Here is a 21,277-nt window from a genome sequence, read left to right as displayed (position 1 = left end):
GTGAGGTCGTCAGAACCCGCCGCCGCGCCCGCCGCCGCCGAACCCTCCGCCGCCGCCGAACCCGCCCCCGAACCCGCCGCCGCGTCCGCCGCCGCCGAAGCCGCCGCCTCCCCAGCTGCCGCCGCCACCGCCCCACCCGCCGCCGCCGCGTCCGCCGCCGCGCAGGATCGAGTCGATGAGGATGCCGCCGAGGATCATGCCGCCCACGTCGCTGCCGCCGCCCCGGCCGCCGCGGCGGTCGTCGTCGTGCCACTGGGCGTTCTCGACGTCGGTGCGCGCGAGCCGCTGCGCCTCGGCGACGAGCTGCTCGCCGCGCTGCGCGGTGGCGAGGGCCGCCTCGGGGTCGGTGGTGCGCTGGTCGAGCGCGCGCAGCCGCAGCCGGTCGGCCTCCGCCAGCCGGGTGCGGGCCTGCGGCCCGACGGCGCCGCGACGGGTGCTGATGTAGTCGGTGGTCGCGCGCACGGCGGAGTCGAGCCGTCCGAGGGTGTCGTCGAGCAGCGCCAGCGCGCGCCGACCGCGCTCCTCGGCGTCGCGCCGCGGTGCGAGCGCGGCGTCGATCGCGGCCTCGGCGGACGTGAGGCGGCGCAGCGCCGCGAGCGGGTCGCCCGTGCCGCTGCGGGCGGCCTGCGCGTTCTCGACGGCCGCGCGCGCCTCCTGCGCGTGCGGGGCGACCTGCGGGTCGCCCGGGGCCAGGCGCGCGGCGTCGGCCAGGTCCGCCGTGATCGACGCGATGCCGGCCTCGAGGCGGGCACCCGCGGCCGCGAGCTCGCTGTCCGCGGAGCCGACCGCGTCGAGCATCGTCGTGGCCTGCGCGAGGGCCTCCTCCGCGGCGCGGGCGAACCCGACGGCACCGCCCTTGTCGCCCTCGGCGGAGCGGGCGCGGGCCTGCGTGAGCGCGTCGTCGACGTCGTCGAGGAGCCGCGCGGCCTGGTCCGGGTTGCCGGCCACGGAACCCAGCGTGTCGGGCGAGTAGCGCGCCGCGAGCGCGGTGACGGCGGCGCGGGCGGGCTCGACGCGCGCCCGCAGCCGCTGCGCCTCGCGCTGGTGCGCCTCGACGGCGTCGTCGACGCGGGCCTCGATGGCGCGCAGCCGGTCGAACGCCTCCTTCTGCTGGTCGAGGGCGTCCTCGACCTGCCCGCACAGCCGCAGGATCTGCGCCGAGGTGGCGCGCACCTGCTCCTCGGTGTCCGGGACGTCGTCGTCGAGCGTCTGGCGCAGCCGGAAGGCCTCGGTGAGCGTCTGCTTGCCCTGCGCGAGGACCGTCTCGAACTCGCGCGTGGGCTCGGTGCCGAACTGCGCCTGCGCGAACCCGAGCTCCTCCTCGGACGAGCGCAGCGCGTCGTCGAGCGCGACCAGCGCGGACGCCGAGCGGTGGTCCAGCTCCGCGGTCGGCAGGGCCGCGAACTCGTCCGCCGCGCCCGCGACGCGCGTCGCGCCCGCGGTGTCGCGCAGCACGCCCGCCGGCCGGTTCGTGCGGCGGCGCAGGAACGTGAACAGCAGCACCGCGCCGATGACCGCGGCGCCGACGAGCAGCACCGCCGTCAGCGCGCCGCCGGACGACCCGCCGCCGGACGCCGCACCGGAGGACCGGCCGCCCGCCGCCTCGACGATGCCGTCGGCGGCCGCGACCGCGGCGCCGTCCCAGTCGCCGTCCGACAGCTCGGCCCGGACGTCGTCCGCGACGCGGTCGAGCTGCGCGGGCGTGATCGTGCCGAGCGACGTGGGGGCCAGCGTGTACTGCGCGTCGTCCACGGCGACGGCGAGCACGGCGTCCGACTGCCCGAGCCCCGACTCCTCGGCGGTGCGCTGCACCCACGTCTCCGCGCCGAGGCCGTCGAACGTGTCGACGTAGACCACGGTCAGCCGGTACGGGGTGTCCTGCCCGACCCGGTCCACGGCCTGCTGCACGGCCGCCGGGTCCTCGAGCACGCCGGCGCGGTCGACCACCGTCGCGCCCCCGAGGTCGAACGGCGCCTGCGCGGCAGCGCCTCCCGCTCCGGCGACGACGATCACCGCGCCGGCGGCGAGGGCGCAGAGCGGGCGGAGGGCGCGACGGGCCAGGGGCACGTGTCGATCCTTTCTCAGGGTGTCACCCTGGGCAACGCGACGCCGGTGCGGGAGGTTCCGGCGGGGGACCGCGCCGCAGACGACGTGCTGGTCAGGACGACCGGAAGCCGGCGCGGTACAGGTCGCGCAGGAGGGCGACCTCGCCGCCGTGGTGCATCGTCTCGCGGTGCAGGTGCAGCACGAGGGCGGCCACCGGCTGGTCCGCGTAGCCCGCGCCGAGCGGCCCCAGCGGGCGTGCCAGGGCGTCGTCGTCGAGGCCCGCGAGCCCGTCGTGCCACGTGCGGTACGACGCGTCGAGGAGGGCCAGCGCGTCGTCCGCGGTCGCGGGCAGCGACGCCGGCCGCAGCCGGGGGTCGAACATGTCGGCGCCCGCGGGCAGGTCGCCGAAGAGCGCCTGCGCGCGCGTGCCGAGCACGTCCACGGCGATGTGCGCGAGGCGCCACGCGATCGTGGTGACGGGCGGCGGGTCCGGCTCGGCGACGTCGAGGCCGTCCGCCTGCCACGTGCCGTCGGCGCGCGGCCGCACCGACCAGCACCCGGCGACCGGCTCCCACAGGTACTCGTCGTCGGTGAGCCCCTGGACCCGTGGCCACAGGCTCGCGGTCCAGTAGAAGTCGAGCTGGTCGAGCAGCAGCGCGCCCCAGTGCACGGTGACCCCCTGACGTCGGCGACGTGACCGGTCTACCACCGGGCACCCGCAGGCGCCCCTCCTCGGGGCGGGGTCAGCCGTGCGTCAGTGGACGTCGACGTACCGGTGCCACGACTGCGTGACGTACGACGTCGTGTAGCCGGAGGACAGGTACAGGTCCGCCGCTCCGGTGGGGGAGTCGGCGTCGACCTCGAGCCCGACGTACGCGCGGCCCCGCTCGGCGGCGTCCGTGACGACGGCGTCGAGGAGCGAGCGCGCCACGCCGCGACCCCGGGCGGCCCGCAGGACGCCGAGGTACTCGACGTAGCTGCCGACGGCGCGGCCGTCGGCGTCGGTCGACGCGCTCGCGATGAGCACCCCGACCGGCTGCGGCTCGTCGCCGTCGACGAGCTCGGCGAGCCACCAGTGGTCCCACCGGTGACCCGGGTCGGACCGCAGCCGCGCGAGGAACTCGTCGAACGTCTCCTCGTGGTAGTTGAAGTGGTCGCCGAACGCCTGCTCGAGCACGTCGTGCGCCGCGGCGAGGTCGCGCGTCCCGGGCATCGCGCCCTCGTCGCGGTCCAGCCGGCGGACCACCACGCCGGGTCCGGTGGGGCGCAGGCCGCGGTCGTCGTCGACCACGGGGCGGCGCATCTGCCACCACGTCCGGACGCGCTCGTAGCCGGCGGCGGCGAGCCGGCGCTGGTGGCGCGCGTCGGGCTCGAAGGCGCCGCTGTCGAGCTGCGTGCGGGTCAGCCCGCGGTCGCGCGCCTGCGCCCCGCCGGCGCCCTCGGCCCACGCGAAGAGCGCGGCCGCGACCTCGTCGCCCGTCGCGTCGTCGAGCTCGGGGTCGACGACGACGGCCACGAGCACACGGCCCGCCGCACGGTCCTGCGCGGTCGCCCACCCGCGCGCGGCACCGGAGGCGTCCCGCACCATCATGTGCACGCGGCTGGCGGCGGCGTCCCCCGTGAGCTCGGCGCGGGTCGCGTCGGGACCCGCCGACTCCGCACCCCGCGCGGCGACCTCGTGCCGTGCGCGCAGCGCGTGCAGGTCGGCCACGTCGTGCGGTCCGGGGAGGGCGGCGTGCCACCCGGCGGGCAGGGCGGTCGACAGGAGGTCAGGGTCCAGCAGCAGAGAGGTCATCGATCCCAGTTTCTCGCAGATCCGGGCCCCGACGCGACGCCGGCCGTCTCCAGCAGTGGGTCGGCGCCCGCGAAGTGGGCACGTCTGCGTCGTGCCGAGCGTGGAGTGGTCACATGTGCGACCACTCCCACGGTGGGGGTCGGGAAGGGGTGGGTGCAGCGGGGCGTGGGGTCAGCGGGCGACGCCCAGGTCCTCCGCGTCGACGATCGTGTACGCGTAGCCCTGCTCCGCCAGGAAGCGCTGGCGGTGGGCGGCGAAGTCCTGGTCGACGGTGTCGCGCGCCACGACCGTGTAGAAGTGCGCCGTCTTGCCGTCGGCCTTGGGACGCATGATCCGGCCGAGGCGCTGGGCCTCCTCCTGGCGCGAGCCGAACGACCCGGACACCTGGATGGCGACGGACGCCTCGGGCAGGTCGATCGAGAAGTTCGCGACCTTGGAGACCACGAGCGTCGTGATCTCGCCCGTGCGGAACGCGTCGAACAGGCGCTGGCGCTCGCGGACGGTCGTCTCGCCGGTGATGAGGTCGGCGCCCAGGTGCTCGGCCAGGTCGTGCAGCTGGTCGAGGTACTGGCCGATGACGAGCGTCTGCTCACCGGCGTGCTTGGACACCAGCGAGTCGACGACCCGGTTCTTGCCCGCGGCGGTGGCCGCGAGCCGGTAGCGGTCCTCGGGCTCGGCGGTCGCGTACGTCATGCGCTCGTGGTCCGGCAGCGTCAGGCGCACCTCGACGCACTCGGCGGGCGCGATGTACCCCTGGGACTCGATGTCCTTCCACGGTGCGTCGAACCGCTTGGGCCCGATGAGGGAGAACACCTCGTCCTCGCGGCCGTCCTCGCGCACGAGCGTCGCCGTGAGCCCCAGGCGCCGGCGGGCCTGCAGGTCCGCGGTCATGCGGAAGATCGGCGCGGGCAGCAGGTGGACCTCGTCGTAGACGATGAGGCCCCAGTCGCGGGCGTCGAGCAGCTCGAGGTGCGTGTAGACGCCCTTCCGCTTGGTCGTCAGCACCTGGTAGGTCGCGATCGTGACCGGCCGGACCTCCTTGCGGGTGCCCGAGTACTCGCCGATCTCGTCCTCGGTCAGCGTGGTGCGCTTGACGAGCTCGTCGCGCCACTGCCGCGCCGAGACCGTGTTGGTCACGAGGATCAGGGTCGTGGTCGACGACCGCGCCATCGCACCCGCGCCCACGAGCGTCTTGCCGGCCCCGCAGGGCAGCACCACGACGCCCGACCCGCCGTGGAAGAACCCGTCGACGGCCTGCTTCTGGTAGGGCCGCAGCGACCAGCCGTCCTCGAGCAGGCCGATCTCGTGGGCCTCGCCGTCGACGTACCCGGCGAGGTCCTCCGCGGGCCAGCCGAGCTTGACCAGCACCTGCTTGAGGTGCCCGCGCTCGGACGGGTGCACGACCACGTCGGTCTCGTCGAGCCGTGCGCCCAGCAGCCCCGCCGTGCGCCGCGACTTCATGACCTCGGCGAGCACGGCCGCGTCGAGCGCGTGCAGCACGAGCCCGTGCACCGGGTCCTGGACCAGCTGCAGCCGGCCGTACCGGGACATGGTCTCCGCGACGTCGACGAGCAGCGCGTGCGGCACCGGGTAGCGGCTGAACTCCAGGAGGGTGTCGACGACCTGCTCGGCGTCGTGCCCGGCGGCGCGCGCGTTCCACAGGCCCAGCGGCGTCAGCCGGTAGGTGTGGACGTGCTCGGGTGCGCGCTCGAGCTCGGCGAAGGGGGCGATGGCGCGGCGGCACGCGTCGGCCTGGTCGTGGTCGACCTCCAGCAGGAGGGTCTTGTCGGACTGGACGATCAGCGGGCCGTCGGGCACTCGGGTTCTCCCTGGTTGCGTCGTTCTCGCGGGACCGACGGGCCGGACGCGTGCGCGCCCGGGTCCCCCGGTCTCATGAGGCAGGTGTGTCGGCGGGCTCGACGCCCGCGATGCGGTGGACGGCGACGGTGAGCTCGGCCTCGCGCTGCGGGTCCAGCGCGCGCAGCCGGCCGCCCTCCACCTTCAGCGGCCGCACGAGGCGACGCTGCGACCGGCCGTCGGGGCCCACCATCTCGACCCACACGGACGTGCGCGCCTGCGCCGCCTCCCGCAGGACCACCAACAGGTCGGCGGGCTCGGATGTTCCGCCGGCCGCGCGCGCCCGGGCGGGCCCGGCCGCCTCGCCGGTGCGCGCCGCGCGTGCCCGGCGGCTCGCGGCCGTGGCGTGCGCGACGTCGACCGAGCGCGTCAGGTACGAGCCGGCGTCGTGGGTGGCGTGCCGCGGGTCGGGGGTGCGCGAGGACGTCGCGGGATCCGGGACGTCGCCCCGGCGCAGCGTCGCGACGACGGACGCGGCGCGCTCGGGCAGCGGACGCTCGCGCACGGGCGACGTGCGGGCGGCGCGGGCACGGACGCGTCGCTCGGGTGCGACGGCATGCACGACGGACCCCTGCGCGTCCTCCGCGACGGGCGCCAGGCCGCGCGCGCGCAGCGCCGCGAGCAGCTCGCCCGGCGAGGCGTCGGCGACGAGCACCGTCGGGGCCAGGAGCCGCGGCCGCAGGGACGCCAGGTGGGGGTCGTCGGCGAGCCCTGCCAGCAGCGCGGGGTCGTCGGCGCGGACGTACGACGACGCCGCACCGGCCCGCAGCCGGCCGTGGCGCCGTGCGACGTCCCGCACCAGGTACTCCAGCGGCTGCGGGACGCGTCCCCGTGCGGCGGCGGACAGCCGCGCGAGCAGGTCGTCCGCCGTCGTGCCCGCGTCCAGCGCGCGCAGCACCGAGTCGGCGGTGAACCGCACGGTCACCGCACCCCCGCGGGACTCGACGACCGCGGCCAGGTCCAGCAGGTCCTCGAGGTCCGCGCCGGGGTGTCCGGGCACGACGCCGGTGAGGTCGCCCTGCAGCAGGATCTCCTCGACGGGCGCCGGCAGGTCCGCGGCGAGCGCCTCGACGGCGTCGTCGCCCGCGAGCAGCGCGCGCCCCGCGGCCGCCAGCGCGCCGGCGCCGAGCACGCCGAGGCGGGTCGCGTCGGTGAGGACCGCCTCGACCGCGGACAGCGGCGGCACCGAGCGCGGTGAGCGCCACTGCAGCGCGGCGTGGACGTCGGCGGCGGACAGGGCGGCGCCGACGGGTGCGGCCGCGAGCACGTCGAGGACCGCGCGCCGCAGCCGCGGCACCCACGGCCGGCTCAGCTCGGGGTCCAGCGCGGCCCGCAGTGCGCCGCGCTCGTCACGCGCCCCGACGAGCCACGGCGTGCGGGCCGACGTCAGCCACGCGCGCGCGAGCGCCCCCCAGCGGGGGGCGACGTCCTGCGCGGACCACGCGTCGGCCTCGAGGGTCGGGACGAACGACGGGGTCTCCTCGCCGTCGTCGGCCAGCAGCCCGGCCGCCGCGGCGGTCTCGACGAGCCACGCGGCGTGCGCGTCGTCGACGTCGAGCCCCTGCGCGGTGCGGCGCAGGTCGCGCGCCCCCAGGCCACCGCCCCGCAGGACGTGCGGCGGGGTCTGCTCCCAGCGGGTCAGCAGCTGGCGGACCAGGCGCACGGTGTGCTCGGCCGCGCGGGCGGACTCCGCGGCGACGGTCTGCGGGTCCCGCACGGGCGCGTCGGCCGACGTCGGCGCGAGGGCCGGCGCGCGGTGGGTGCGCCCGCCCCGCAGGGCCAGCGCCACGTCGCGCGGCAGCAGCACGTGCCGGCCGTCGCCGCGGACCAGCAGGCCGTGCGCGAGCAGCCAGGTCACGGCGTCGGCCGCGGTGGTGCCGGGAGGCGGCACGAGCCCCACGGGCGGGCCCCACGTGAGGGCGTCGAGCACCGGACCGGCCGCCGCGGGCGCGTCGGCCAGCACCGCGAGCGGCCCGTCGTCACGCGTGACCGGTCCCGGGGTCCCGCCCGGGGCGTCGGTGCCGTCGTCCTCACCACCGGGAGCCAGACCCGCGACGGACCCGCCGAGCGCGTCGACCAGGCCCGGCGCCGGGTGCAGCGCGCCGTCGTCGTCGGGCCACAGCAGCAGGAGCGCGACGGCGTCGTCGACCGCGCGCGCCACGGCGGGCGCGTCGTCCGGCCCGGCGCCCACGGCCGCGAGCACGTCCTGCCGCGACGGGGCGCCCGTGCGCGGCGTGAGCACGACGACCGCCTCGAGCACCTGCAGCACGAGCGCGTCCACCCAGGTCAGCACGCGGTCGAGGCTCGAGCGGCTGGTGGCGCGGGCCGCGAGGGACGCCATCGTCGCGGGGTGCGGCGTGGCCAGGTCGGGTCGGCGCACGAGCAGCGCGACGAGCTCGTCGTCGCTGCGTGCGCGCAGGTACCCGGTGAACGTGGCCATCCGCTCCACGATACGTGGGCGTCGGACCTCCGGTCCCGCGGGCCGGGACGTGCACCCGCGCGGGGAGGGGGCGTCAGGGGGTCGCGGGCGGTGCCGTGGTCTCGTCGTCGGCCGGCGGCGCGGTCGGGTCGGACGGTGGCGAGGGCTCGGGCGCGGGGGAGGGTGACGCCGGTACGGGGTCGGCCGTCGGGGCCGCGGGGGGCGGCGCGGCCGCGGGCGTCGTCGGGTCCGGGACGGGGGCGGACGTGGCGAGCGGCGGCGAGCCCGCCGGACGTGCCGGTGCGCGCGTCGACGCGGGTGCGTCCGGGACCGCACGGGGCCGTCCCGCGTCGGACGCCTCCGCGTCGGACGACCCCGTACCGGACGACCCGTCGGGCGTGCTCGCGGACGTCGGCGCGGCCTCGACCTGCCCCACCCGCGCGAGCAGGGTCGCGAGCACCTCGCGGTGCGCACCGGCCTCGCGCTGCAGGCGGCCGACGTCCCGCGCGCTCGACGGCGCGACGTAGCCGTCGAGCCACGCCTGGGCGGCGTCGACGGCCGCCCCGAGGTCCTCGCGGGCGGACGGGTCGCCCTGCACCGCGCCCGCCCAGGTCGCGCGCGCCACCGCCAGGTCCACGCGCAGGCGACCGATCTCGCGGTCCAGGGCCGCCGTGCCCGGTGCCGACGGGGTCGGCGACGACGTCGTGCCGGCGCCGGTCGCACCGTCCGCCGGGTCGCCACCCGCGAGCGACGCCGCGGCCACCGCGGCGGACACGACGAGCGCGGCCGCCGCGGCGGCCACCGTCACCGGGCGCGTCCGCGCGCGCCGACGCGGTGGGCGTCCACCCGGCCGGCCGGGGTCGCTCGACGAGGGCGGCGCAGGCGCCACCGGTGCGGCGCCACGGGGAGGCGTCGACACCCACGCGCTGTCCCAGCCCGGGGCGATCGCGACGGGCACGGGCGCGGGGCCGCGGCCGTCGGCGTCGGGGCGGGTGGGCACCGGCCCAGGTTAGGGACCGGTCGGGCGGCGTCGTGGGACGTCGTGGTCGGCGGACGGGGGACCGCCCGATCGTGGACGTCACCCGGGTGGAGCAGGCGCTCGACCCGCGCGTGCGCTGTGGCAGGGTGGCGGCATGGGGCACGACGAGGACACGACCCGGGACCGGGCCAGCGGGCTGGCCGACGACGTGCTGGCGTCCCTGCGCGACGACGCGCTCGCGGACCTGCCGCGCACGTCGGCGCTGCGCCACGCGCTGCACCGCGTCCCCGAGCGCGGCCTGGACCTGCCGAGGACGCAGCAGCTCGTGCTGGACGCGCTCGCGGACCTGGACCTCGAGGTGACGACGGGGCGCGCGCTGTCGTCCGTCACGGCGGTGCTGCGCGGTGCGCGGCCGGGGCCCGCGGTGCTGTTGCGCGGCGACATGGACGCCCTGCCGGTGACCGAGCGGACCGACGAGCCCTTCACGTCGGAGCACGACGGCGTGATGCACGCGTGCGGGCACGACCTGCACGTGGCGGGCCTCGTCGGGGCCGCGCGGCTGCTCGCGGCGCGTCGCGAGCAGATCGCCGGGTCCGTCGTCCTGATGTTCCAGCCGGGCGAGGAGGGGTACCACGGCGCCCGGTTCATGATCGAGGAGGGCGTGCTGGAGGCGGCGGGCACGCCGGTCGTCGCCGCGTACGGCGTGCACGTCATGTCCTCGACGCTGCCGGCGGGCGTCGTCGCGTCCCGCGCGGGGACCTTCATGGCGGCGTCGGACACGGTGCGGGTCACGGTCGAGGGTCGCGGCGGGCACGGGTCCAAGCCCTACCTCGCGGCGGACCCCGTGCCCGTCGCGGCCGAGATGGTGCTGGCGCTGCAGACGATGGTCACGCGGCAGTTCGACGTGTTCGACCCGGTGGTCGTCACGGTGGGCCGCGTCGAGGCGGGGACCAAGGACAACATCATCCCGGACACGGCCTACCTCGAGGCGACGGTCCGCACGTTCAGCCCGGCGACGCACGCGGCGGTGCCCGAGCGGATCACGCGCCTGTGCGAGCACGTCGCCGCGGCGCACGGGCTGTCCGCGACCGTCGAGTACACGCGCGGCTACCCGGTCACGGAGAACGACGCGGACGAGGTCGCGCGCGCCCGCCGCCTGACGCGGGGCCTGTACGGCGACGCGGGGTGGGTCGAGGCGGACGTGCCCGTGCCCGGCGCCGAGGACTTCTCCTACGTCCTGCAGCAGGTGCCCGGTGCCTTCGTGTTCGTCGGCGCGACGCCCGCGGGGCTGGACCCGGCGGACGCGCCGTACAACCACTCGCCGCGGGCCCGTTTCGCCGACGACGCGCTCGCGCCCAGCGCCGCGGTGCTCGCGGCGCTCGCGCTGGACCGGCTCGCGCAGGACGCGGGCTGACGCCTCGTCAGTACGCGCCGGCGCGTGCCAGCACGCACCGGAAGGTCCGCAGGATGATCATGAGGTCACCCGACAGCGACCAGTTCTCCACGTAGGACAGGTCGAGCTGCACGCTCTCCTCCCACGACAGGTCCGACCGGCCGCTGACCTGCCACAGCCCCGTGATGCCCGGCTTGGAGAGCAGCCGCCGGTGCACGTCGCCGTCGTAGAGCGCGACCTCGCGCGGCAGCGGGGGGCGTGGGCCGACGACGGACATCGTCCCGACGAGCGCGTTGAGGAACTGCGGCAGCTCGTCGAGCGACCAGGCGCGCAGCACGCGTCCCACGCGCGTGACGCGCGGGTCGTCCGTCATCTTGAACAGCACGCCCGCGCCCTGGTTGCGCTCCTGCAGCGCGGCGAGCCGGGCCTCGGCGTCGACGACCATCGTGCGGAACTTGTACATCGTGAAGAGCTGCTCGTGGTTGCCCACGCGCTGCTGGCGGAACAGCACGGGCCCGCCGTCGTCGAGCTTGATCGCGACCGCCACGGCCAGCAGCACGGGTGCGAGCACGACGAGCGCGGCCGACGCCACCAGGACGTCCATGACGCGCTTGGCGACGTAGGCGACGCCCGTGTACGTGGGCAGCGAGAGGTGCACGAGCGGCATGCCCTCGACCGGGCGCAGGTGGATGCGCGGCCCGGCGACGTACGTGAGACGGCTCGGCAGGATGAGCTCGGTCGCCGCCCCCTCGAGGGACCAGCCGAGGCGGCGGATGGCCGCGCGCCCGCCCGGCAGGTCGCCCGCGAGCACGACGGTGGTGACGCGCGGGTGGTGCGCGCGGTCGACCAGCTCCTCGAGGCCGAACGTCTCGACGTCGTCGATGCGGGCGTCGGGCGCGGGGTCCACGTCGGTGAGCGCGATGCCGACGACCCGGAAGCCCGCGCGGTGGTTGCGGCGCAGGTCCGGCAGGAGGCGCTCGACGTCGCGCCGCGGCCCGACGAGCAGGGCGTTGCGCTTGCAGCGGCCGGCCGAGCGCCACGCGATGAGGCGGTGCCGCCACGCCAGGCGCGTCACCATGAGCCCCAGCAGGCCGAGCCCGAACGCGCCGGCGAGCGTGTCGCGGGCGACGTCGGCCTCGGCGAGGAACGCCGTGCTCATCACGGCGCCGAGCGCGAACACCGACGCGTTGAGCACGCGCTGCAGCTCGGTCACGCCGACGGCGAGGATGAGCTCGGACCGTGAGCGCACCGCCGCCAGGGCCACGAGCCACACCGCGACGACGGCGGCCAGCCACGAGACCGTGGGCACCTGCACGCCGAAGACCGTGACGGCCGGGTCGTGGCGCCCCCACGTCCACGCGGCGGCGGCGGTCGCGACGACGAGCACCGCGACGTCGCTGGCCAGCAGCAGCGCGTGGAACCGCACGACCCACGCCGGGCGCCGGGGACCGCGGGTGTGCGTCCGCGACGGGTCCCAGCGCAGCGCGTGCGGCGGGGGCGGTGCGGGTGGCAGGGCCGGCGGCGGTGGCGCGGCGGGGTGCGCGGCCCGCCCGGACCGCTCGGACCGTCGTCGCGCGGCAGCCCGTGCCTGCGCGGCCGTCTCGTGCTCCACGACCATCGTGTCCCCGTCCGGTCGGGCCGGCACCGTCGTGCCGGCTGGTGTGCTGGTCCCAGGTGCTGGTGTCAGGCGGTCGCGCCCTCACGGGTCGACAGCCAGAGGTCCTCGACCCGCGGGTACACCGCGGGTGCGGCGTACGTCGCGGTGAAGCGGTGGCGTGCGCGCGCGACGATCGCCTCGCGCGCGTCGTCGTCGGCCGTCACGCGTCGCAGCGCGTCGGCGAGGGCGTCGACGTCGGCGGGCGGCACGACGACGCCGCAGCCGTCCTCGAGCACCGCGGCGACACCGCCGACGTCGGTCGCGACGACGCACGCGTCGCGCGCCATCGCCTCGAGCACGAACATCGGCATCGCCTCGTCGCGCGACGGCAGGACCGCGACGGCGGCCGCGTCGAGCAGCGCCATGAGGTCCGCGTGGTCGAGGGCACCGACGAACCGGGCCTGCGGCGTCGTGGGGTCGACGAGCGACGGGTCGGGCACGGGACCGGCGACGAGGAGCTGCCAGCCGGCGGGCGGACCGGCGCGCCGCCACGCCTCCTGCAGCACGTCGACGCCCTTGCGGTGCCCGACGACGCCGCCGAAGACGACGGTCCGCCGCTTGGGCACGGGGGCGCCGGGCGGGACGGCGTTGGGCACGAGGGACACACGGGACGCGTCGACGAACCGCCGGACCACCTCCGCCGTCTCGTGCGAGAGCACGATGACCTGGTCGGCCGCGCCCAGGACGTCACGGACCAGGCGCGGGTGCGCGTCGGCGAAGGCGACGAAGTCGGCGCCGTGCAGGTGCGCCACGACGGGCAGCCCCCGGCGGCGCGCGTACCGCAGGACGGCGCCCTCGCGCAGGAAGCTGCCGCGCTCGGACAGGTGGACGACCAGGACGCGCGGGCCGGGCGCCCGCGTGAGGCGCCGCACGGCCCGCAGCGCGCGGACGAGACCGCGGGCGGCGGCGACGTGGTCGCCGGGGTCGCCGCGGGACTCGATGACCTCGACGTCGCACCGCTCGAACGGCCAGGCCAGGTACGCGTTGACCACCTGCGTCATGCCGCCGGGGACGTCCCCGCTGCGCCCGACGTGGTGGACGACCGCGCGCCTAGCCAACCCGCACCTGCTCGGGCCGGCCCGCCGGGGCGTCGTCGACGGGCGCCGGGCCCACGCGTGCGTCGTGGCCGGCGAGCAGCCGCACGACGTCGCCGCGGACGTCGTCGAGCCGCTCGCGCGCGACGAGCAGCGCGTCGAGCGCGTCGGCACGTCGACCCGCGGCCGTGCGGACGCGCTCGAGCACGGTCCCGGCGTCGAGGCCGGTCGCGTCGACCGTCACGTCGTGCACGCCGATGGTCGACAGGTGCCGCGCGGCCTTGTCGGAGGCGTCGAGCTGCAGGGACACCGGCGCGGCGCCCTCGGTGAACGCGGCGATGACGACGTGCAGGCGGTCGCTGAGCACGACCCGTGCGCGCCGGTACAGCGCGCGCAGCCGCTCCTCCTGCACGTCGTGCCCGGTGGCCTGCGGCCATCCGAGCACGTGGGCGTCGAGGTCCGCGGCGAGGCGGTGCGAGCGCTCGTCGTCGACGGACACCTGGGTGACGACCCAGGTCTCGAGCCCCTCCTCGGCGGCGTACCGGCGCAGGGCCTCGACGACCGCGGGGGTCGGGTACGGGCGCGGGGCGACCTCGGCGTCGGCACGGAAGGAGACGACGAGCACGTCGCGCTCGTCGGCACCGTCGCGCGCCGCCCGCAGCGTGGCCGTGCCGGCGCCCTCGGCGTACCCGAGGTCCGGCATCGCGGGCCCGCCGCCGAGGTAGGCGGCCGTCGCCTCGTCGCGCCAGCGCGTGAACGTGGTGAGCAGGATCGAGGGGCGCACGAGCGCGCGCGGCAGGGGTGCGAACCCGCGGGCGCCGGCACCGACCCGCAGCACCGCGCCGCCGCGCGCCCGCACGAGCGCCACGGCGGGCAGCATGACGAGGTGCTCCTTGGTGCCGACGAGCGTGAGCTGGATCTCGCCGGGCTTGAACAGCGACGACGCGCGTCCGGCCCACGCGGAGCGGACCAGGGCGGCGTACCAGCGGGCGAACGACCGGTACACGACGTCGTCGGGCTCGAGCGCGAGCCCCTCGTCGTACCCGTCGGGGGAGTGCCCGACGTACACGTGCAGGCGGCTGCCGCTCTCGCGCGCCCAGCGCAGCAGCGGGCGGCGCAGCAGCACGTCGCCGACGTTCTCGTACTGGCCGCGGGCGACCGCGAACACGTCGCGGCGGGGTGTCATGCGGACCTCCGGTGCTGCTGGGGGAGCGGGGGCGTGCGGACCGGCTCGACGCGCCGGCTCGCGGCGTGCTCGAGGACCTCGCGCGTGAGCTGCGGGCCCTCGACCGGGATGCCGAGGTCGCGGTCGCGCACCAGGTCCGCGATCTGTGCCTGGTGGTCGTCGACGTGCTCGCCGCGCGCGGCGCACCGGACGGCCTGCACGGGGTAGACGCCGAGCGCGAGGAGGTCGAGCAGGGTGCCGACGCCGCCGTGCGCGACGACGACGTCCGCCTCGACGGCGCACCGCGCGAACTCGTCCGGCGGGAGCTGGTGGACGACCCTGCCGGGCAGGTCGTCGCGCGAGGTGTCCCCGAGCTGCCAGACGGTGCGCTCGTCGGCGAGGCCGGACGCCAGGACGGCGTCGACCGCGGAGTCGAAGCGGTAGCCGCGGATGGTGCCGAGCGTGACGAAGAGCCGGCCGCCGGCGCGCGGTCGGTCGCGCTCGACGGACCGGTACTCGTCGAGGACGCTCGGGTGCGTGCGCCAGCGCTCGTCGGCCCAGCTCTCGTGCTGCGTGCGCAGCGCGACGCGCGGCACGCGCGACAGGATGCGTCCGGTCACCGAGGGCCCGACGACGCGGCAGACGGACTCGATGTACGTGCTGGGCACCCCCGCCGCCGCGGCGACGGGCAGCGCGCTGACGGCGATCGCGGCGCCGGTGCTCACGGCGAGGTCGAAGTGCTCGCGTCGCAGCAGGTCCCGCACCTGCGGCACCGCGCGGAGCGTGCCACGCAGGTCGCGCGGGCCGATGTACGGCAGGTAGTGGACGCGGCGGCCCTCGAGGAGCGTCTCGCTCTGGGGGGTGCGGAACGTGACCCACAGCGACTCGGGATCGGGCTCGAACGTCGGGACGAGCCGGAGCAGCTCGTTCAGGTGCCCGCCGGTCGACGCGATCAGCAGGGCCTTGCCCCCGGTGGGACCGGCGTGGGTGGACGGTAGGACGGTGCTTGCAGCCATGTGGTGCTCCCCCTCGGCGTGCGTCTGGTGACGCCGACCCCGCGGTGGTCCCCACGGTGTCGGCCAGGCCCCGACGCGCCATCGAGCGGTTGCCCCCTGCGGGACGATGCTCACATATCCGGGCATTCGAGGCCACAAGTCAGTAACGATTTCGACCAGAGTTCATGGGTTTGTTACGTGGCGTCGGCCTGCCGCCCCCGCGACACCCAGACGACGCCGCCGACCGACGTGCCCGCGGCCTGCAGCGTGTGGACGGCGGCGCGCACGTCGTCCCGGCGCGTCCGGCCGGGAGCGACCAGCAGGACCACCTCGTCGCACGCTGCCGCCAGCACCGCCGCGGCGACGTCGACCGGCCCCGTGGCGACCACGACGACCTCGGCGCTCGCGCGCACGTCGTCCCAGGCCTTCTCGGACTGCCGCGACGCGACCAGGTCGGTCCGGTCGCCCTCGGCGTCCCCCGCCGCGAGGACCCGCAGCCCCGGCACGCGTGTCGCGTGCGCCGCCTGGACCACGGAGACCACGCCGGCCAGGACGTCCGCCAGGCCCGGGCCGCTCAGCCCCAGGCCGGCGGCCAGACGCGGTGCCGCCAGGTCGCCCTCGACGAGGAGCGTGTCGCGGCCCGTGCCCGCGTACGCACGCGCGAGCGCCGCCGCGACCTCGAGAGACGCCCCGGCGCCGCACGCCACGACGGCGACCGACGTGTGCGCGCGGTCGCCCGCGCGCGCCAGCAGCGCCGTCCGCAGGCCCGCGACGTCCCCCGGCGGCTGCGTGACGGCGTCCGCGAGCGTGACGCGCGCGGGCACCCGGACGTGGGCGAGCACGGGAGCCGGCGTCGCCGCCGCCAGGTCGTGCTCGTCGTCCACCACCTGGTCGGTCCGGGCCCGCCACGTCAGGAGCAGGGCGGCGAGGAACAGCCCGACCAGCAGCGCGCCCGCCATCGTCAGCAGCGGGTCGGGCGAGCTCGGGCGCTCGGGCTCCACGGCCGGCGCGACGACCGCGAGGTCGAGCGTGACGACGGGGGCGTCGGGCGCGGCCGCGGCGGGGGCGAGCTGGTCGTCCGCCGCCCGCAGCGCCAGCTGCGCGACCACCGACTCGGCCACGCGCGCGGCCACCTCGGGGTCGCCGAGCCCGACCTCCACGTCGAGGAACGTGCCCGTCGCGGTGGCCTGCACGGCCGTGCCGAGCTCCCGGACCGTGACGTCCTGCAGGCCCAGGTCGTCGATCACGGGCTGGAGCACCGCGGGTGAACCCGCGAGCTCGGCGTCCTGCGCGGCCCGCGCCGCGGCCAGGGCCCCCGCCGGCACGCCCTGGTCGACGCCCGTCAGGCCGGTGACCGCGTAGAGCACGCGCGTCTCGGCGGTCCACGTGGGTGGCACGAACCGCAGGACCGCCCAGCCGGTGGCGAGCGCCAGCAGGACGATCAGGGCGGCCCACACGCCGTGCCGGCGCAGCGTCCGCATCGCGACGTCCAGGTGCATGGTGTCTCCTCTCGGACCCCGGGGGGTCGCAGGTCAGCCGGGGGGCGGCGTGGTCGGGTCGACGGTGCCGACGCCGTCGGACCAGCCGACGCCCTCGACGTGGTCGCCCGCGTCGAGCAGGCGGACCTGGCGCACGGCGCACGGCAGGTCGGTGTGGCGGCCGGGCCGGTCGCCCTCGCCGCGCCACAGGAGCAGCGCGGCGGGTGCGGTCGGCAGGGTGACGGTCAGGCGCACGGCGCCCGTGGCGGTGGTCCGCACGCTGGTGCGCGCGGCGGGTGACACGCGGCCGTCGGCGTCGCGCACGGCGGCCCAGTAGGTGTGCTCGCGGCGGGCGCGCAGGCTGCCGCGCCCGTCGCGCCCGTCGGCGGGCGCGGGCTTCGCGAGCGGCGGCGCCGCGGGCGCCTCGGGTGCCGCGACGGCCGGCGCGGAGGTCGCCTCGGCCCCCCAGGCGCCGGTGCGCCGGCTGACGGTGAACCCGCGCGCGACCAGCGCGACGCCCTGCACGGCGTCACCGACGGCTCCGGCGCCGGTCAGCCGGGGTCCGGCCGTGCCGACCCACGTGCCGGGGTCGGCGGTGTCCACGCTCACGGCGCGGACGTCCTCGGCGCGCACCTCGGTGAGGTCGTGCGCCGACGCCACGTGCAGCAGCGGGCCGTGCGCGGCGTCGGCGTCGCGCGCGTCGTGCAGGTGGACCTCGACGCACGCGTCGAGCCGGACCTGGGAGGCGTCGGGCTCGGCGGGGTCGTCGTCGACGAGGATCGCGGGCGTGCTGCCGTCGCGCGCGCAGTAGAAGGCGGTCTGCCGGAACGTCACCTGCGAGCGCCGCACGACCACCGCGGTGTGGTCGCCGATGCTGCACTCCTGGTGCCCGCCCTGCACGAGCACGCCGGTGCAGCGGTCGAGCTCGAGGCGGCCGGTGACGTTGGCGTCGACGACGGCGCCGCGGCAGCGGCGCAGCCGCGCGGTGAACAGGCCCGCGTCGGCCTTGCAGCCGCTGATGATCAGCCCGTCGCCGGGCGCCACCTGCTCGAGGAGCGCGCCGTCGCGCCGCTCGCCCTCGCCGTGCCGGGCGTGGCAGCCGGTCAGCCGCGTGCCGTCGCTGTAGTCGTGCCACGTGACCAGGGCGCGCGCGCCGACCATCGTGACGTTGGTCAGCTCGGTCCCGGTGCGGTGCGCGAGCACCAGCCCGGCGGCCGTCCCGCGGCCGTCGAACGTGCCGTCGCGCACCGCCAGGGTCTGCAGCGCTCCGACGGTGTCGCCCGTCGCGCGTGTGCCGACGGCGACGTCGACGGTGCCGGCGCCCGCGTCCCACGCGCTGCGCAGCGTGTTGGGCCACAGCATCCAGCGCGTCGTCGGGTCGGGGCGGAACACTGCGCTCGTCGGCAGGTGGTCCCCGGCGACGAGCGTGCCGCCCGCGAGGTCGAGCACGACACGCGCGTGCGGGTCGCCGCCGTCGAGGAAGACGGGGGTGTCGACGAGGTAGTCGCCCGGACCGGGCAGCGCGACGTGGCCGCCCGCGTCGAGGTGCCGCTGGAGCGCGGGGCCGTTGTCGGTGGTGCCGTCGCCGACGAGGTCGGCGGCGACCCGGGCGGGCGCCTCGGCGGGGGTCGGCGTGGGCGTGGGCGTCGCGACGGCCGACGTGGGCCCGGGGGCGCCGGCGCGCGTGCACGCGGTGAGCACCGCGGCCGCCGCGGCACCCAGGCCGCCGAGCACGGCGCGGCGCGGGACGCCGGTGCGGCCGGTCGCCGGGGGCGCGCTCACGCGGCGACCTCCACGGGGGTGCGGGGCGCGACGTGGGACCGGGCGCCCGCGGCCGCACCCGCACGCGCGTCGGCGCGCATGCTCGCGACGATGCCGGGGGCGAGGTGGATGAGGACGTACGACGGCGGCGAGGAGAACGCGGCGGCGCCCACCGAGTCGAGCAGCACGAGCGCCAGGCAGCACACGCCGCTGATCCGCAGCCAGCGGGTCAGCGCGCTCTCGTCCGCGCGCACCCGGCGCAGCAGCATCGCGAGCGCGCACAGCGTCCCGGCCGCGTAGCAGGCGGCGCCGAGCCACCCGGTCTCGCCCAGCAGCGCGGGCCACTGCGTGTCCAGCAGGAACGCGCCCCAGCCCTCGGCGCGCCCCAGGCCCCAGACGTGCTCGAAGCCGAGGCTGACGTACTCGGGGCTGTAGTGCTCCGCCGCCGTCGCGCTGCCGTAGCGCCCCAGGCCCGCACCGAGCGGGAAGTCGCGGGCCGCGAGGGCGAGCCCACCGGCGGTCAGCAGCGCGCGCGCCGAGTACCCGCCGCCGTAGTAGAGCTGCACGTCGTCGACGACGTACCGCCACGCGGTGGGCCCGACGACGAGCAGCACGGCGGGCAGCGCGACGAGCGCGAGCCGCACGACCCAGGGACGTCCGGCCCGCAGCACGACGCCCGCGGTCGCCAGCACCAGCCCGACGAACGACTTCACGCGGAACGTCAGCAGCGACAGGCCGGACAGCGCGAGCGCGAGGGCGTAGCCGCGCGCCGACGCCCGCACGACGAGCTGGTAGGTGAGGGTCGCGGCGGCGAGGATGACGGCGATGCGCCCGTACGCGGCGGGCAGGCGGAACGGCCCGACGACCGCCGCGAGGGGGCCGTGCATCTCCGGGGTGGACTGCGCGACCAGCGCGGTCCACGGTCCGGGGAACGCCACGTTGAGCGCACCGGTGACCACGAGGACGACGGCGACGACGGTCCCGGCGCGCACGATGCGTGCGAGCTCGAGGTCGCCCCAGTGCAGCTGCGCCGCGGTGTGGCCGACGAGCACGGCCTTGAGCAGCAGCAGCCCGCCCTGCAGCCACAGGGTCGTCGGCACGTCGTGCAGCAGCGACGACGCGACGCCCGCGAGGCCGAACGCGGCGAACCAGAGGATCCCGGGGAACCGCACGACGTGGCCCTCGCGCACCAGGCGGCGCACGGTGACGACGGCGGCACCGACGACGATCATGCCCTCGTCGAGCGCGCCGCCCGCGGCGCCGAGCTGCGTCACCAGCAGCGCGGACACGACCGTCGTGAGCAGGCCCGCGCGCGGGTGCCGCCAGAACAGCGCGACCAGGCCCGTCAGCCCGGCGGCACCGGCGACCACGAGGGGTGCGAGCAGCGCCGCCGCCGTGACGACCACGACGACGAGCGCGCCCGCGGGCACCGCGACGTAGGCGGGCAGCGTGCGTCGCGGCAGCGGCGGTGCGACCGGCGTCACGGCGCCCGCCGTGACGGGTGGCGCTCGATGACCTCTGCCTGCGACAGGGCCGTGTCCAGACCGCTGGGCGACGGGTATCCGGGGCGGCTCGCGACGTAGGCGAGCAGCGTGCCGGTGGTCTGCGAGGACGACGCCGCGAAGTACGTGACGTCGAGCCCGTACTGGTCGGCGAGCCGGTAGAACTGCTCGAACACCAGGTTCCAGCCGCGGGCCGACGCAGCCGACTGCACGCCGCCGGGGCCGCCCGACGGCCAGCCGACCTCGCCCGCGACGCACCGCACCTGCCACGTGCGGCACCACGTGCCGAACCGGTCGACGTCCAGGAGGACGGCGTGGTTGCCGGCGAGCGGGTCGAACGTCGAGCCGATCGGCGAGGGGTAGAAGTGCTGGGAGTACATGACCTTGCCCAGCGGGTCGCTCACCCACGGGCCGTCGGGCGCCATGACGTCGAGCCGCCCGCGCTCGCCGAGCATGCGCTGCACCCACAGCGTCTGCTCGGCGCCCGCACCGCGGACGGCGTCCGCCGCGGCCTGCGTGAAGAGCTTGTAGCGCGCCACGGGCACCCGGTCCAGGCGCGTCTCGTTGAGCAGGTCGAACGCGATGACGCGCTCGTCCCCGGCGAACCGCGCGGCCACGGCCGCCCAGACCTTCGCGACGTCGGCGCGCGTGACGCCCTCGCCGCACGTCAGGGAGCCGGCGGCCGTGATGTTGGGGTAGCTGCACGCGTTGTGCAGGCCGACGACGGTGCGGATGCCGGCGCGGGCGGCCCGCCGCACCTGCTCCTCGACGACGTCGAGGTACGCCTGGGAGACGGGCGCGTCGAGCCCCGCCCGCAGGTTGCCCGACCCGGGCACGGGCTGCAGCCGGACCCACGAGACGGGCAGCCGCACGACCTTGACGCCGCGGCTCGCCAGGTAGTCCCAGCTCGCCTGGCTCTCGCCGACCCGGTCGGCGGGCCGGTCGCCGCCGAACACGAGGCTGTAGACGTTGACGCCGCGCAGGTAGCTGAACCCGTTGAGGTAGGTCCCGGTGCCCCAGCGCTCGACGCCGGACGCGGGCCGGTGCAGGGCGGGCGTGTTGCCCCCGGACGGGTCGTCGGCGGCGCTCGCGGGCGCGGCGGGGACGAGCAGCGCGCCGACGAGCGCGACGAGCGCGGCCAGGGCCCCGCGGGCCCGGCGCACGGTGGTGGTGCGGACGCGTGGTCCCTGCATGTG

At 77.3% G+C, this 21,277-nt stretch carries 15 protein-coding genes; 1 reads left to right on the top strand and 14 read right to left on the bottom strand.

Going from position 1 to position 21,277, the window contains the following annotated elements:
- Window positions 1–9: 9 nt before the first annotated feature.
- The 6 genes from H9657_RS03020 to H9657_RS02995 all read right to left on the bottom strand — a co-directional run bounded on the left by H9657_RS03020 (window position 10) and on the right by H9657_RS02995 (window position 9,117).
- On the bottom strand, window positions 10–2,067 hold the full coding sequence (locus H9657_RS03020; RefSeq protein WP_191780218.1) for a TPM domain-containing protein: 2,058 nt from the start codon (window positions 2,065–2,067) through the stop codon (window positions 10–12).
- A 91-nt stretch (window positions 2,068–2,158) separates the two neighbouring features.
- Window positions 2,159–2,716 (bottom strand): DinB family protein, encoded by a 558-nt coding sequence (locus H9657_RS03015; RefSeq protein WP_191780216.1) that lies wholly within the window; start codon window positions 2,714–2,716, stop codon window positions 2,159–2,161.
- A gap of 84 nt (window positions 2,717–2,800) precedes the next feature.
- Complete coding sequence (locus H9657_RS03010; RefSeq protein ID WP_191780214.1) at window positions 2,801–3,841, bottom strand: GNAT family N-acetyltransferase; 1,041 nt, start codon at window positions 3,839–3,841, stop codon at window positions 2,801–2,803.
- A 171-nt stretch (window positions 3,842–4,012) separates the two neighbouring features.
- The gene (locus H9657_RS03005; protein WP_191780212.1) at window positions 4,013–5,659 is read right to left on the bottom strand and encodes a DNA repair helicase XPB; all 1,647 of its coding nucleotides are present in this window, start codon (window positions 5,657–5,659) and stop codon (window positions 4,013–4,015) included.
- Window positions 5,660–5,732: 73 nt separating this feature from the next.
- Complete coding sequence (locus H9657_RS03000; protein WP_191780210.1) at window positions 5,733–8,138, bottom strand: helicase-associated domain-containing protein; 2,406 nt, start codon at window positions 8,136–8,138, stop codon at window positions 5,733–5,735.
- A gap of 73 nt (window positions 8,139–8,211) precedes the next feature.
- Window positions 8,212–9,117: a hypothetical protein gene (locus H9657_RS02995; RefSeq protein ID WP_191780208.1), complete on the bottom strand. Its 906-nt coding sequence runs from the start codon at window positions 9,115–9,117 to the stop codon at window positions 8,212–8,214.
- Between the two features lie 133 nt (window positions 9,118–9,250).
- Between H9657_RS02995 and H9657_RS02990 the strand changes: the two genes are divergently transcribed.
- Window positions 9,251–10,510, top strand: coding sequence for a M20 metallopeptidase family protein (locus tag H9657_RS02990; RefSeq protein WP_191780206.1), 1,260 nt, complete (start codon window positions 9,251–9,253; stop codon window positions 10,508–10,510).
- A gap of 7 nt (window positions 10,511–10,517) precedes the next feature.
- Here the strand turns inward: H9657_RS02990 and H9657_RS02985 are convergent, their stop codons facing one another.
- From H9657_RS02985 to H9657_RS02950, 8 genes are all read right to left on the bottom strand, one after another.
- Window positions 10,518–12,107, bottom strand: a complete 1,590-nt coding sequence (locus H9657_RS02985; RefSeq protein WP_225214527.1) for a sugar transferase — start codon at window positions 12,105–12,107, stop codon at window positions 10,518–10,520.
- 65 nt (window positions 12,108–12,172) lie between these two features.
- Window positions 12,173–13,204, bottom strand: coding sequence for a glycosyltransferase family 4 protein (locus tag H9657_RS02980; RefSeq protein ID WP_191780202.1), 1,032 nt, complete (start codon window positions 13,202–13,204; stop codon window positions 12,173–12,175).
- The gene (locus H9657_RS02975) at window positions 13,197–14,366 is read right to left on the bottom strand and encodes a hypothetical protein (protein ID WP_191780200.1); all 1,170 of its coding nucleotides are present in this window, start codon (window positions 14,364–14,366) and stop codon (window positions 13,197–13,199) included. Before H9657_RS02975 ends, H9657_RS02980 begins: the two co-directional genes overlap by 8 nt.
- The gene (locus tag H9657_RS02970; protein WP_191780198.1) at window positions 14,363–15,361 is read right to left on the bottom strand and encodes a glycosyltransferase; all 999 of its coding nucleotides are present in this window, start codon (window positions 15,359–15,361) and stop codon (window positions 14,363–14,365) included. The genes H9657_RS02975 and H9657_RS02970 overlap by 4 nt, the downstream gene beginning before the upstream one ends.
- A 173-nt stretch (window positions 15,362–15,534) precedes the next feature.
- Window positions 15,535–16,839, bottom strand: a complete 1,305-nt coding sequence (locus H9657_RS02965; protein WP_191780196.1) for a hypothetical protein — start codon at window positions 16,837–16,839, stop codon at window positions 15,535–15,537.
- A gap of 33 nt (window positions 16,840–16,872) precedes the next feature.
- Window positions 16,873–18,600 (bottom strand): hypothetical protein, encoded by a 1,728-nt coding sequence (locus H9657_RS02960; RefSeq protein ID WP_191780194.1) that lies wholly within the window; start codon window positions 18,598–18,600, stop codon window positions 16,873–16,875.
- Window positions 18,597–20,063, bottom strand: a complete 1,467-nt coding sequence (locus H9657_RS02955) for a hypothetical protein (protein ID WP_191780192.1) — start codon at window positions 20,061–20,063, stop codon at window positions 18,597–18,599. Before H9657_RS02955 ends, H9657_RS02960 begins: the two co-directional genes overlap by 4 nt.
- Window positions 20,060–21,274, bottom strand: a complete 1,215-nt coding sequence (locus H9657_RS02950) for a glycoside hydrolase family 5 protein (protein WP_191780190.1) — start codon at window positions 21,272–21,274, stop codon at window positions 20,060–20,062. Before H9657_RS02950 ends, H9657_RS02955 begins: the two co-directional genes overlap by 4 nt.
- Window positions 21,275–21,277 lie beyond the last annotated feature (3 nt).

Origin of the sequence: Cellulomonas avistercoris, assembly GCF_014836445.1 — a bacterium.
GTDB lineage: Bacteria > Actinomycetota > Actinomycetes > Actinomycetales > Cellulomonadaceae > Cellulomonas > Cellulomonas avistercoris.
The sequence above is the reverse complement of the archived record's forward strand: the minus strand, read 5'-3'. Positions and strand labels throughout refer to the sequence as shown.